Annotated in this window: 13 protein-coding genes; 1 reads left to right on the plus strand and 12 read right to left on the minus strand. The window is 63.7% G+C overall.

Going from position 1 to position 13,318, the window contains the following annotated elements; all coding sequences use genetic code 11:
- Positions 1-89 precede the first annotated feature (89 nt).
- From AC0L2B_RS30105 to AC0L2B_RS30135, 7 genes are all read right to left on the minus strand, one after another.
- Positions 90-797 carry a DUF1045 domain-containing protein gene (locus AC0L2B_RS30105; RefSeq protein ID WP_473747974.1) on the minus strand — a complete coding sequence of 236 codons (708 nt, stop codon included), beginning with the start codon at positions 795-797 and terminating at the stop codon, positions 90-92.
- A 170-nt stretch (positions 798-967) separates the two neighbouring features.
- Positions 968-1,780, minus strand: a complete 813-nt coding sequence (iolB, locus tag AC0L2B_RS30110; protein ID WP_473747975.1) for a 5-deoxy-glucuronate isomerase — start codon at positions 1,778-1,780, stop codon at positions 968-970.
- A gap of 6 nt (positions 1,781-1,786) precedes the next feature.
- Entirely contained in the window at positions 1,787-2,005 is a 219-nt protein-coding gene (locus AC0L2B_RS30115) for a DUF3329 domain-containing protein (protein WP_027152068.1), read from the minus strand.
- A 48-nt stretch (positions 2,006-2,053) separates the two neighbouring features.
- Positions 2,054-2,971 carry a myo-inosose-2 dehydratase gene (gene iolE, locus AC0L2B_RS30120; RefSeq protein WP_473747976.1) on the minus strand — a complete coding sequence of 306 codons (918 nt, stop codon included), beginning with the start codon at positions 2,969-2,971 and terminating at the stop codon, positions 2,054-2,056.
- Between the two features lie 44 nt (positions 2,972-3,015).
- The gene (iolD, locus tag AC0L2B_RS30125) at positions 3,016-4,866 is read right to left on the minus strand and encodes a 3D-(3,5/4)-trihydroxycyclohexane-1,2-dione acylhydrolase (decyclizing) (RefSeq protein WP_473747977.1); all 1,851 of its coding nucleotides are present in this window, start codon (positions 4,864-4,866) and stop codon (positions 3,016-3,018) included.
- 35 nt (positions 4,867-4,901) lie between these two features.
- Positions 4,902-6,836, minus strand: a complete 1,935-nt coding sequence (locus AC0L2B_RS30130; RefSeq protein WP_473747978.1) for a bifunctional 5-dehydro-2-deoxygluconokinase/5-dehydro-2-deoxyphosphogluconate aldolase — start codon at positions 6,834-6,836, stop codon at positions 4,902-4,904.
- 130 nt (positions 6,837-6,966) lie between these two features.
- Positions 6,967-7,812 (minus strand): MurR/RpiR family transcriptional regulator, encoded by an 846-nt coding sequence (locus tag AC0L2B_RS30135; RefSeq protein WP_473747979.1) that lies wholly within the window; start codon positions 7,810-7,812, stop codon positions 6,967-6,969.
- Between the two features lie 154 nt (positions 7,813-7,966).
- On the opposite strand from AC0L2B_RS30135, the gene AC0L2B_RS30140 reads away from it, so the two are divergent.
- A complete protein-coding gene (locus tag AC0L2B_RS30140) occupies positions 7,967-9,076 on the plus strand; it encodes a Gfo/Idh/MocA family protein (RefSeq protein ID WP_473747980.1) in 1,110 nt (369 codons plus the stop codon).
- A 174-nt stretch (positions 9,077-9,250) separates the two neighbouring features.
- Here AC0L2B_RS30140 and AC0L2B_RS30145 read toward each other — a convergent pair whose 3' ends face one another.
- From AC0L2B_RS30145 to iolG, 5 genes are all read right to left on the minus strand, one after another.
- Positions 9,251-10,342 carry a 3-deoxy-7-phosphoheptulonate synthase gene (locus tag AC0L2B_RS30145; RefSeq protein WP_473747981.1) on the minus strand — a complete coding sequence of 364 codons (1,092 nt, stop codon included), beginning with the start codon at positions 10,340-10,342 and terminating at the stop codon, positions 9,251-9,253.
- Between the two features lie 299 nt (positions 10,343-10,641).
- The gene (locus AC0L2B_RS30150; RefSeq protein WP_473747982.1) at positions 10,642-11,064 is read right to left on the minus strand and encodes a PIN domain-containing protein; all 423 of its coding nucleotides are present in this window, start codon (positions 11,062-11,064) and stop codon (positions 10,642-10,644) included.
- Positions 11,061-11,345 carry a type II toxin-antitoxin system prevent-host-death family antitoxin gene (locus AC0L2B_RS30155; protein ID WP_473747983.1) on the minus strand — a complete coding sequence of 95 codons (285 nt, stop codon included), beginning with the start codon at positions 11,343-11,345 and terminating at the stop codon, positions 11,061-11,063. The genes AC0L2B_RS30150 and AC0L2B_RS30155 overlap by 4 nt, the downstream gene beginning before the upstream one ends.
- Positions 11,346-11,444: 99 nt before the next feature.
- Positions 11,445-12,239 carry an SDR family oxidoreductase gene (locus AC0L2B_RS30160; protein ID WP_287343547.1) on the minus strand — a complete coding sequence of 265 codons (795 nt, stop codon included), beginning with the start codon at positions 12,237-12,239 and terminating at the stop codon, positions 11,445-11,447.
- Between the two features lie 23 nt (positions 12,240-12,262).
- Entirely contained in the window at positions 12,263-13,264 is a 1,002-nt protein-coding gene (gene iolG, locus AC0L2B_RS30165) for an inositol 2-dehydrogenase (protein ID WP_473747984.1), read from the minus strand.
- Positions 13,265-13,318 lie beyond the last annotated feature (54 nt).

A 13,318-nucleotide genomic window follows, 5' to 3' on the forward strand; every position in this document is an offset into this window, starting at 1 on the left:
TTCAGGCAGTCCTTGGAGCATTTGCAGCCAATTGAATCACCGATTGGGATGAGTTGGCATCGCACAAAAGCGGTTAAAACAAGTAGTTTTCAGGCAGTTTTTCTCACCGGGCGCCGCCCGAGCGCATGATGGGAAAGCACCATGAACGGGGCGCCAGGTTCGGTTTCGACAAACAGGGTCAGCGCGTCCACCGGCACCGGCCGTTGCAGGACTCCCGCAAACAGGCTGTCGATTGCTGCGCGAAGACGAGGGCTTTCCTGTGACGAGGCCCGGCCGGACAGCGTCATATGAAAACGGAAGGTCTCGAAGACATAGGGGTAACCCCACTGGCAGAGATTGCGGAATTCAGCCGGCTTCAGCGAGTCAGGGCTGCGCCGTTCGATCTCAGCCTCGCTCAGCGGCGCGCGAAAACGGTCGAAGTCGCGCACGACGTCGTCGGCGAAGCGGTTGAGCGCCGGCAGCGGACCTTCCGGCACCAGCGCGAAGAAGCCGTCGATCTGGCTGACGACCAGCCGTGGGATCGTCACCACCGGCGTCGTTTCGGCGAAATCGTCCAGTGCCGCGCGAAGCGCGGCTTCCGTTTCGTTCGAAGCCATCCGGAAGGGCGCCTTCAGCGTCGCATGAAAGCCGTAGCGGCGCGCGGAAGCGGTATGGAAGGCGACTTCCGCCGGCGACAACTCGCCCACGGCCTCGACCGGCCTCGTGGCGGCGCCGAACGGGTCGCGGCCGAGCCAATTGGCGGCGATCCGCGCCAGCGGTTCGTCCTGCCGGGGGGTGAAATAGATAGCGTAGCGCATCGAAAGTCCTCGTCAACTCCCGCTGCCATAGGCGATTTGCATGACGAAATGACGAAGCTGATGATCGCTCCTGATAACAAACTTGTTCAGGCGGGTCATTAGCCGACGATTTTTTCGCCTTGGGCCAGTTTGCCGACCCGGACGGGCAGCTGACCCGGACGGGCAGCGCCTCAGGCCTTCATCAGCCATTCGTGCTCGGGCGCGTTGTGGAATTTCCACGTCCGCTTCGGCCCGGCCATGACGTTGAGGTAGTAGAGGTCGTAGCCATGGCAGGCGGCGCAAGGGTGATAGCCCTTGGGCACCAGCACGACGTCGCCGTCCTCGATCGCCATCGCCTCGTCGAGCGAACGAGCGCCGTTCCGGTCGGCATCGGTGTAGACGCGCTGGAAGGCAAAGCCCTGCGGCGGATTGAGGCGGTGGTAATAGGTCTCCTCGAGATAGGATTCGGCCGGCAGATTATCCTGGTCATGCTTGTGCGGCGGATAGCTCGACGTGTGGCCGCCGGGCGTGATGACCTCGACCACCAGCAATGAATCGGCCGGCTTGCCTTCCGGCAGGATGTTGGTGACATAGCGCGTGTTGGTGCCCTTGCCGCGAACCTCTTGGCCGAGATCTTTTGGCGCAATGACGCGGACCGGCAGGCCACCGCCAAGCCCCGGCGCCGAGCAGACCGCGAGTTCGAGCCGGGTGTCGGCGGTCACCGACCAGTCAGAGCCCTGCGGCACATAGACCGACCACGGCTTGCCTTCGAAGGGCGACATGCGTTCGCCGAGCAGGCCGAGCTCGTTGCCGCCGGCCTTGGCCTTGCCCTTGCCGGTGACGAACACCAGGCAGACTTCACGGCTCGCGGTTTGTCCGGAGACGGTCTCGCCGGGCCGCAATCGATGCAGATCGAAACCGACATAGGTCCAGCCGGCGTTTTGCGGCGTCACATGGGCGACGCGGCCATGGCCCTTATCGGCTTTGACGAGCAGTTTCGACATCGCACTTCACTCCTTTGGTTCGGCGTCGGCCGAACCCTTGCCGCTGTCGGCCGGCTTGTAGAGATAGAAGAACTGCCAGACGGCATAGCCGGCGAAGCCGAGCGCGATCGTGCCCCAGAACGGCGCGCCGGTGGCAAACTCGACCACGGCCCAGCCTAGGCAGACCGCGACGATGGCAACACGGCGCCACAGCGGCCGGAAGAACGGATGCTCAGAATCCTTCATCGGATCAGCCCGCGCATCGGATCACCCCGTCGACGGGAATAGACTCGCTCAAGCATTGGGGAAGCCCTGCGTTTCAACCGTGTAGCCGGCGGCCGTCATCACCCGCATCAATTCCTTGTAGCCGACTTGCGCCATCCTGAGCGGCGGATTCTTCTTGGGGTCCTGCTCGGCCTCGACCACGAACCAGCCTTCATAGCCGTAGTTCGCCAGCCTTTCCACGATGGCACCAAAATCCAGCGACCCGTCGCCCGGCACCGTGAAGGCGCCGAGCGCCACGGCATCGAGGAAGGATTGCTTCTGGCGATCGAGTTTTTCGATCACCTCCATCCGCACGTCCTTGACATGGACATGATTGATGCGCCGGTGATGATTGTTGATGGCGCGCAGCACATCGCCGCCGGCAAAGGCCAGATGGCCGGCGTCGAGCAGCAGTGGAATGCCTTCTCCCGAATGCCGCATGAAGGCGTCGAGCTCCGGCTCGGTCTCGACGACCGCCGCCATATGATGGTGGTAGGAGAGCGGCATGCCTTGATCGGCGCACCATTCGCCGAACTGCGTGAGGCGCCTCGCATAGGCCTTCATCTCGTCGTCCGAAAGCCTCGGCTTGGTGGCGAGCGGCTTTGAGCGGTCACCCTGGATGGAGCGGCCGACCTCGCCATAGACGATGCAGGGCGCGTCCACCGCCTTGAACAGATCAATCATCGGCTGGATGCGATCCTTATTCCTGGCCATGTCTTCGTCGACCAGAGTACCGGAGAACCAGCCGCCGCAGAGCGTCACGTCGGCCTTCTTCAGGATCGGCAGCATGATTTTCGGCTCACTGGGAAAACGGCGGCCCATTTCCATGCCGGTGAAGCCCGCCGAGCGCGACTGCGCCAAGCATTCCTCCAGCGACACGTCATCGCTGAGTTCCGCAAGATCGTCGTTCCACCATGCAATGGGGGACATGCCCAGTTTGGCTTTCAAGTCGTCACTCCAATGTCAGTTCGTTCAATTTTCATTCGCCGACATCAATCACCAACACTCTGCATCCGCCGCTTTTCTTCATAGGCTTTGCGTGCGGCGTTGACCTGCGGCCGCGAAGAAACTTCCGGCACGGCGACGTCCCACCAATGGCCGCCGACATCGGTCGACACCAGCGGATCGGTGTCGATGACCAGTACCGTCGTCTTGCTGTTGTCTTTCGCCTTTGCCAGCGCCGTTTCCAACCCGGCGATCGACGAAACTTTCTCGGCGATGGCGCCGAGGCTTGCCGCATGCGCGGCGAAGTCGATGTCGGGCAGAATCTCGTGGCGGGCATCCTTCAGCAGATTGTTGAAGTTGGCGCCGCCGGTTGCCATCTGCAGCCGGTTGATGCAGCCATAGCCCCTGTTGTCGAGCAGCACGATGGTCAGCTTGAGGCCGAGCATGACCGAGGTTGCGATCTCGGAATTGAGCATCAGATAGGAGCCGTCGCCGATCATGACGACGACCTCCTCGTCGGGCTTCGCCATCTTGACGCCGAGCCCGCCAGCGATCTCGTAGCCCATGGTCGAGAAGCCGTATTCGGCGTGGTAGGAGCCGGGTGCGCCCGCCTGCCAGAGCTTGTGCAATTCGCCGGGCAGGCCGCCGGCGGCATGAAGCAATATCACGTCGGAGCCCATGGCGCGCTGCACGGCGCCGATCACCTGCGCATCCGACGGGTAGGCGGCATTGGTCGAGGCCGTCACCTTGCCGGATTCGGCCTGCCATTCTTTCTTCCCCCCGGCCGCATTGTCGGTCCAGGCAGCCGGCGCCTGCCAGCCATTCAGCGCCGCGCCGAGCTCGGCCAGCCCTTCCGCCGCATCGGCTATCAGCGGCAACGCCTGGTGCTTGCCCGCGTCGAAAGGCTGGACGTTCAGCCCGATGATGGTCTTGCCGGAATTCTTGAACAGCGCCCACGAGCCGGTGGTGAAATCCTGCAGCCTGGTGCCGACGGCAAGCACGACATCGGCTTCTTCAGCCAGCCTATTGGCCGCCAAAGTGCCGGTGACGCCGACCGCCGCCATGTTGAGCGGATGATCGTCCGGCAGCGAGGATTTGCCGCCCTGCGTCTCGCAGACCGGGATGCCGGCGCCTTGCACCAGCTTCGCCAGTTCGCCGGAAGCCTGCGAATAGAGCACGCCGCCGCCGGCAATCACCAAGGGCTTTGTTGCCGCCTTCAGCGCCGCCACCGCCGCCGCCAATTCCCCACGGTCCGGACGCGGCCGACGCTGATGCCAGACCCGTTCGGCAAAAAAGCTCTCGGGGTAATCAAAGGCCTCGGCCTGCACGTCCTGGCAGAGCGCCAAGGTCACCGGTCCGCATTCGGCCGGATCGGTCAGCACCTGCATGGCACGGTTGAGCGCCGGGATGATCTGCTCGGGCCGGGTGATGCGGTCGAAATAGCGCGACACCGGCCGAAAGCTGTCATTGACCGTCGCCGTTCCGTCGGAAAAATCCTCTGCCTGCTGCAGCACGGGATCGGGGATACGATTGGCGAAGACGTCGCCGGGGAGAAACAGGACGGGCAACCTGTTTACATGCGCAAGTGCCGCCGCCGTCACCATGTTGAGCGCGCCGGGGCCGATCGAACTGGTCGCCGCCATGAACCGGCGGCGGAAATTGGCCTTGGCATAGGCGATCGCCGCATGCGCCATGGCCTGTTCGTTGTGGGCGCGAAAAGTCGGCAATTCGTCGCGCACCTGATAAAGCGCCTCGCCGATGCCGGCGACATTGCCGTGGCCGAAGATCGCCCAGACGCCGCCGAAGATCGGCATTTTCCTGCCGTCGATTTCGGTCATCTGGCAGCCGAGAAAGCGGGTCAGCGCCTGCGCCATCGTCAGGCGGATTGTCTTGGTCATGTTGTTTTCCTCCGCAGTCCTTGTGCCGCGCCTTCTTATGCTGCTTTGCGGCCGCGCGCGGCAAGCCATGCCTCGGTCAGCCCCTCAAAGCGCGACGCCATGTCGGCCACCGCCTCCTCGTCCGACATCTTGCCGGCAAGCCATTGTTCGGCCGCGTTGATGAAGATGGTGCGACCGACGGCGAAGCCCTTGACGATGGGCGCCTCGGCGGTGGCGGCAAAGGCCGCTTCCAGCTCGTCCTGCGGCGCTTCGAGGCCGAGCAGCACAACCCCGCGGCACCACGGATCGTTCTTCAGGATCACCGCTTCGATCTTCGCCCAGGCCCCGGCTGAGGCCTGCGGTTCAAGCTTCCACCAGTCGGGCTTGATATCAAGCGAATAGAGTTCCTCCAGCGCCCGCGGGATCGTCGTGTCGTCGAGCTCGCCGTGCTTGCCGGCGATGATTTCGATGAGAAGTTCTCTGCCTACTTTCCGCGCGGCCCCGAACAGGCTTTTGAGCTTCTGCTGCTGCTCGGTCTTCAGCGCCTCCGGGTCGTCGGGGTGGTAGAAGCACAGGCACTTGATGCAATGGTCGACCGGCCACTCAATCAGTTGCGAGCCGATATCCTGCGAGAATTCGAAACGAAGCGGCCGCGATCCGGGCAATTCGACTGGCCGGCCAAGCCAGGCGAAAGGATGGCGGGCGAATTCGAACATCGCCTCGCGGCCGTATTTTTCGTCGAGCAGCATGCCATAGCCGGCGCGGCCGGCGGCAACCTTTGCCGCCGCCTTGACCGTCAGCACCTTGAAATCGTGGATGCGCGACGGGTCGGCGCCTGCCTTCGCGGCGACATCGTCAAGCTGGATGCGGTGATCGCAGGCCAGCGCCATCAGCGAGGGAATGTCGCGTCGGCGCGTCGTCGCCCAATGGATATGGTTGATCGCCTCGTCCTTGCGCAGCGCCAGGTGCCTGCTGCCGTTCTTCAGGAAGAACTGCAATTCCTCGAAGGTCGGGTATTCCGGTGCACAGAGCAGCCGCGACACGGCGAAGGCGCCGCAGGCGTTGGCCCAGGTCGCTGCCGTCTCCAAGCTTTCGCCGCCGAGCCAGCCGCGCAAAAAACCCGACATGAAGGCATCGCCGGCGCCGAGCACATTGTAGACCTCGATCGGAAAACCCTTGCCAACGATGCCGTCCTCGAGGTCGTCGCTGATCGGCCCGTCATAGACGATGCAGCCCATGGCGCCGCGCTTCAAGACGATCGTGGCCTTGGACAGCGAGCGGATCGTCTTCAACGCGCTCAGGCAATCATCGGCACCGGAGGCGATCATGATCTCTTCTTCGGTGCCGACGATCAGGTCGCAGTCGGGCAGCACTGTCTTCAGCTGGGCGGAGACCCGGTCGGATTTCACATAGCGCTCGAAGCCTTCGGCATGGCCGGCAAGGCCCCACAGATTAGGGCGGTAGTCGATGTCGAACACCACTTTGCCGCCCGTGGCCTTGATGGCACGGATCGCCTTGCGCTGCGCGGCGTCGCTGTTGGGCCGCGAAAAATGCGTGCCGGTGACGACGATCGCGCGTGCCGAAGCGATGAACGTCTCATCGATGTCGTCTTCCGAAAGCGCCATGTCGGCGCAGTCGGTGCGATAGAAGATCATCGGCGACACGCCCTCGTCCTCGACCGACAGCAGCACCAGCGCGGTCAGCCGGTCCGGATCGGTCCTGAGGCCGTCAACCGAAACCCCCTCGCGCGTCAACTGCTCGCGGATGAAGCGGCCCATCTGCTCGTCGCCGACGCGGGTGAGCAGCGCCGAGCGCAGGCCGAGCCTCGCCGTGCCGACCGAAATGTTGGCCGGACAGCCGCCGACCGACTTGGCAAAGGAGGTGATGTCCTCCAGGCGCGAGCCGATCTGCTGGCCATAAAGATCGACCGAGGCGCGGCCGATGGTGATGACGTCGAGCGGCGCATGTTTCGCGTCCACGGCTTCGCTCATTCGAACCTCCCATCAGCCTTGTTGTCTTGGGTAACACGCGCGAGCGGCAGCGTGGCGCCGGCAATATGAAATAATAATTCCAATCGATAGTCAATATGGAACGCGCGTTCCTTTGCCGAAAAGTAGCCTGTCAGGCCTTGCGCTTCCCGCCGGTGTCGCGCCGCTTTTCGCCGACCGCAACGGTCAGCGCCATGGCCAGCGCCATCGTCGCCGACAGCGAGCGGAAGCCGGCGAAATCGGCCTCGGCGACCTCGAACCAGACTCTGGCGAACTGGGCGAGCGGGGAAAAGGAACTGTCGGTGATCGCTACGATCGGAACGCCTTGCTCCGAGATGACGCGCGCCTCCTCGATGGCCGCCGGGGCATAGGGCGAGAAACTGATGGCGATGACGGCATCCCTGGGCGCAGCAAAGCTGATCATCTCGGCGTTGAGGCCGGCGGCTGATTCGATCAGCTGGTTGCGGATCTTGAGCTTGCCCAGCGCATAGGCGATGTAGGAGGCGACCGGATAGGAGCGGCGCTTGGCCAGCACATAAATCGTCTCCGCCTTCGCCAGCAAGGCGATGGCAGCTTCGAAATGGTCTTCGTTCAACCTGCCTGAAATATCGTTGAGCGAGGTGCTCGCCGCGGCGACGAAGCCGTCGAAAATCGCCCGGTGACCGGCGCCTTCCTCGGCCTTGGCGCGCAATGCCGCGAGCCTTTCATCATAAGACGAATTGCGCTCGCGCAGGCGCTCACGAAACACCAGTTGCAGGCTGGTGAAGCCGTCGAAGCCGAGCTGCTGGGCGAAGCGGATCAAGGTCGAAGGCTGGACGCCGGCGGAGGCGGCGATGCTGGCGGCGGTGCCGAAGGCAATATCGTCGGGATTGTCGAGCGCATAGGCGGCGATCTGCGCGATGCGCTTGGGCAGGCTCTGGCGCCGTTCCAGGATCGTCGTACGCAGCGTCTCGAAATCGCGGGGCACCCGTTCGTCCATCGTCGCTCCGCCCAGGTCCATCAGTCGATGCCGTGTGATGCCCCATCATAGCGAGCCTGTGCAAGAAGGCCATAAAAAATGAGCCATGCGTTCCATTTCTGAAGAAAATGGACTAATTCATCCACGCACCCTTTCTGGCAGTGGAGACAAGGAAATGGTCGGAGTCGGTCTTATCGGCACGGGGTTCATGGGCAAGTGCCACGCCATCGCGTGGAACGCGGTCGGCACCGTCTTTCCCGACGTGGCCAAGCCAAGGCTGGTCCATCTCGGCGAGGTCGATGACGACCTTGCCAAGCGCCGGGCGACCGAGTTCGGCTTCGCCAAGGGCTCCGGCGACTGGCGCGCCGTCGTCGACGACCCGGACGTCGATATCGTCTCGCTGACCACGCCGAACCAGTTCCACCCGGAGATGGCCATCGCCATCCTCGAAGCCGGCAAGCATCTGTGGTGCGAAAAACCGATGGCGCCGAGTTTTGCCGAGGCGCAAGCCATGGCGGCCGCGGCCAAAAAGTCCGGCAAGGTGGCCGCGCTCGGCTACAACTACATCCAGAATCCGGCGATCCGCCATATCGGTGCGCTGCTCGACGAAAAGATCATCGGTGAAATCAATCATCTGCGCATCGAGATGGACGAGGATTTCATGGCCGACCCGGAGGCGCTGTTCTTCTGGAAGCACGAGGCGGCGTCCGGTTACGGCGCGCTCGACGATTTCGCCGTGCATCCGTTGTCGCTGGTCTCGGTGCTGTTCGGCCGCGTCGCCCGCGTCATGTGCGACATGGCAAAACCCTATGCCGATCGCCGCGTCGCATCAGGCGGGCGCCGGGCGGTCGAGACCTACGACATCGCCAGCGTGCTGATGCATCTCGAAAACGGCGTTGCCGGCACACTGCTGGTCAACCGTTCGGCCTGGGGCCGCAAGGGCCGGATCGCCATTCAGATCTTCGGCTCGAAGGGCTCGATCCTGTACGACCAGGAGCGGATGAACGAGTTCCAGCTTTACCTGACAGCCGACCGCCCGACCGAGCAAGGCTATCGCACCATCCTGGTGGCGCCGCACCACAAGCCCTACGACGCGTTCCTGCCGGCGCCCGGCCACGGCCTCGGTTTCAACGACCTCAAGATCATCGAATGCCGCGAGCTTTTGACGCGGCTGGCCGGCAAGCCGGCGCGGATCATCGATTTCGACGAAGGCCTTGAGATCGAGCGCACGGTGCATGCCATGGCGCGCTCGTTCGAGGAACAGCGCTGGATCGCGGTGCGCTAGCGACCCGCAATCCGAGCCTCGACGCCACCCATGCCAGAGCAAGGGAGAGCTTGTGTTGGAGAGGGCCAATTGTCGATATTGACGCAGCCCCTCATTGCCCATGAGGGGCGGCGCCGGCCTTTCAAAGCCAAGCAGCAAGGTAGCAACCGCCCGCAACATTCCGTGCCAATCGCCTCAGGCGGCTCCCGGACGGCTGGCGATCAGGGCGCGTCGCGCTGACCGGCGCCGCTCGATGGCGTCGGCAAGGCCGTGCAGCACCGTCTCGGTGGTTGTCCAGTCGATGCAGCCGTCGGTGATGCTCCGGCCATAGACGAGCGGCTTGCCGGGCGTGACTTCCTGCCGGCCGGCGACGAGGTTGCTCTCGATCATGACGCCGATGATGCGTTCGTCGCCTGCCGCGACCTGGCCCGCCACGTCAGCCGCTACCTTCGGCTGATTCTCTGGCTTCTTGTTGCTGTTGGCGTGGCTGACATCGATCATCAGCCGGGGCGCGACACCGATCCGGGCGAGTTCCGCACTGGCGGCGGCGACGCTTGCCGCGTCATAATTGGGCTGAATGCCGCCGCGCAGGATGACGTGGCAGTCCTCGTTGCCGGTCGTCGTCGCGATGGCGCTGCGCCCGCCCTTTGTCACCGCCATGAAATGGTGCGGCTGGGCGGCGGACTTCACCGCCTCGGCGGCGATCCGCAAATTGCCGTCGGTGCCGTTCTTGAAGCCGACCGGGCAGGACAAGCCGGATGCGAGTTCGCGATGGATCTGGCTCTCTGTCGTGCGCGCACCGATCGCGCCCCAGGCGACGAGGTCGGCAATGTATTGCGGGGTGGCCATGTCGAGGAATTCGGTCGCCGCCGGCAGGCCGAGATTGTTGACGGCGGAGAGCACGTTGCGCGCCATCCGCAGGCCCTTGTCGATGTCGAAGCTGCCGTCCAGGTCGGGATCGTTGATCAGGCCCTTCCACCCAACCGTCGTGCGCGGCTTCTCGAAATACACGCGCATCACGATTTCCAGCCGGTCCGACAGGCTCTCGCGCAGCGCCACCAGCCGGCTGGCATAGTCGACGGCAGCGACCGGGTCGTGGATCGAACAGGGGCCGACGACGACGACCAGCCGATCGTCGGCGCCGGTCAGCACGGCGTGGGTAGCGTTGCGTGACGCGGCAACGGTGCGCGTCGCCGTCAGCGTGCGCGGTATCTCCCGCATCACGTCGTCCGGCGTACTCAGCTCTCGGATTTCCTTGACCCGAAGATCATCTGTGGTGGTCAACACGGCTTTCTGCTCCTGGTTGGGAGACCTGCCGGCTGAAACAAAAAAGCCGCCAGGTCTGGCGGCTGTTCGGATGTTGTTGCTGCAATCTTCAGATCGAGCGCAATCCTCCCGCCGCCAGCGAGCTGCCATAGCTAAAGTACCAGAACGAGGCGGTCAGGTGGATCATGCCAGCCCTATAGCCGAAGCCAGGGTGCTTGTCACGCGTCCAGGCGAGATTGGGGAACAGGTCTTCTCCGTCCTGAAGCGCACCCCCTCCTTGCTTCGGGTCGCCTAAGGCCCAACACACTGCGCCAAGCGGTTCATGCAGTCCAGGGATTGAAGAGTTCGATTTCAAAGCCTTCGAAATCGTTGGTATTGCGCGTTGCCAAGGTGAGCTCCTGCGCAATCGCGGTGGCTGCAATCAGGCCGTCCATCGACGACAGACCGCGACCGCGGCGCTTCGCAAGGCCCATCAGGTCTCCCCAGGCCAGGGCAACCGATTCGTCCACGGGAAGAACCCGCTGTTCGAAACGCTGCGGCAGGTCTTGGGCGAGCCATTGGGCCAATGCCTCGCGTTTCCGGCCCTCATCCATGAGGGCGACGCCGCGTCGGATCTCGGCGATCGACACGACGCTGATGAATGAGCGGTCCTCATCAAGTCCGTCCAGCCAGTCCAGAACGCGTGCGTTCGGCGCCGGCCTTGTCACCTCGGACAGGACATTCGTATCGAGCAGTAGCCTCACAGCGGCAGATCACGCGGTTCGTCGCGCTGACGCTCAAGGTTGAGATCGGTGCCGCGCAGCGGCGACTCCAGCAGGAACTCCGCAAGCGTACCCTTGCGTACGGTCTTTCGCTTCCATTCCTCGACCGAGACCACAACCACGCTTGGTGTGCCGTTTCTGGTGATCGTCTGCGGCGAAGACTGCGCACGCTCGATAACCTCCGAGAGCCGGGCTTTTGCCCCAGCGACTGTCCAGTTGCTATCCTCTTTGGGCTCAGACAGAATTTCGACCTCCGTGACCATTCTGACCATCGTGACTATATGGGAATGGTGATACGGCGGCAACAGGGAAGGAGAGCGGTTTTCAGAGCCCGGGTGCCTTGGTGAGTTTGGTCGAACCGATCATTCCGGCGAAGACCCTGCAATGGTTTGGTCGTAGTCGACCAGCGAGCCGGTCATGACGCCGGACTGCGGGCTGATCATATAGCTGATCAGCCGGGCAAGCTGCGCCGGCTTCACCAACTGGCCCATCGGCTGCGCTGCCTCGGCCTTTTCCAGCCAGTCGTCCGGCGCGTCGTGCCATTTCTTCTGCACGATCGCCTCGCCCTCGGTATCCATCCAGCCGGGCAACACGGCGTTGCAGCGGATGCGATTGCTGCGATAGGCATTGGCGACATTCTTGGTCAGCGTCGCCAGTGCGCCCTTGCTCGACGAGTAGGGCGCCAGGAACGACTGGCCGCAATGCGCCGACATCGACAGCACATTGACGATCGAGCCGGGCGCCTTGCGGTCGAGCAGATGCGCCACCACACCCTGCATCAGGAAGAAGGGGCCGCGCACATTGGTCTGGAAGATCTGGTCAAAAAGGTCCTCGGAGGTCTCGACCAGTGAGCCGCGGGCCGAGGTGGCGGCGGCGTTGACCAGCGCATTGACGGTGCCGAAATGAGCGATCGCCGTTTCCACGACCCGCTTGCAGTCGGCCACCACTGAGACGTCGGCGCTGATGAAGATGGCGTCGACGCCGTCTTTCGCAAGTGCGGCGACCGCCTTGTCGCCCTTCTCCCTGGAACGGCCGACCAACGCCAGGGCGCGGCAGCCCTCGTCGGCCAGCACCTCGGCGACGGCGAAGCCGATGCCTTGCGCGCCGCCGGTGACGATGGCGCGTGTTTCTGAATTGCGACCGGCGGAACCGTTCATCGCCTTGCTCCTGTGCTTGATGGTCAGACTGTCTTGTCGAGGCGGACGGTCTTGCCTTCCCTCGCCGATTTCAGCGCCGCGTCCGCCAGCCGCAGCGCGACCAGCCCGTCCGCACCGCTTGGCGTCGCCTTGTTGCCTGACGTCGCCGCCGCGATGAAGGCGGCGATCTCGTTGGCATAGGCGTCGAGGTAGCGGGTCATGAAGAAGTCGTGCAGCGGCGGGCGCGTATAGCCCTTTTCATTGGCCAGCTCGATCGACACCGGCCGCTGGTTTTCGGCCGCCACCATGCCTTTCGAGCCATGCACCTCGATGCGCTGGTCGTAGCCATAAGTGGCGCGTCGCGAATTGGAGATGATGCACTGCTTGCCGGAGGCGGTTTCGAGGATGACGCTGACGCTGTCGAAGTCGCCGGCCTCGCCGATCTTCTTATCGACCAGCACCGAGGCATGGGCGCTGACCGCCACCGGCTCCTCGCCGAGCAGGAAGCGCGCCATATCGAAATCATGGATGGTCATGTCGCGGAAGATGCCGCCCGAACGGCCGATATAGTCGAGCGGCGGCGGGCCGGGATCGCGCGACGTGATGGTCACCATCTCGACCGTGCCGATGGCGCCGTCGTCGATCGCCTTGCGCACGGCGGCGAAATGCGGATCGAAGCGGCGGTTGAAGCCGACCATCAAAGTGGCGCCGGCCTTGTCGACCACGGCCAGGCATTCTTCCACTCGGCCGGCGTCGAGGTCGATCGGCTTCTCACAGAAGATCGCCTTGCCGGCCTTGGCGAATCGCTCGATCAGATCGGCATGGGTGTCGGTCGGCGTGCAGATGATGACCGCATCGATATCCCCGGCTTTTTCGATGGCCTCGATGCTGCGCACTTCCGCGCCATAGGCCGACGCCAGATCGGTCGCCGCCTTCTCGAATGCATCGGCAACTGCGACCAGCCTGGCCTGTGGATTGGAACCCACGGCGCGGGCGTGGACCTTGCCGATGCGGCCGGCGCCGAGAAGAGCGAAGCGGAGAGACATGAAAATTTCCTTTGGGATGGTTCGAAATGGAAGTGCGTCTTTACTGCACCGTTC

It is taken from the genome of Mesorhizobium sp. WSM4815, assembly GCF_055811575.1.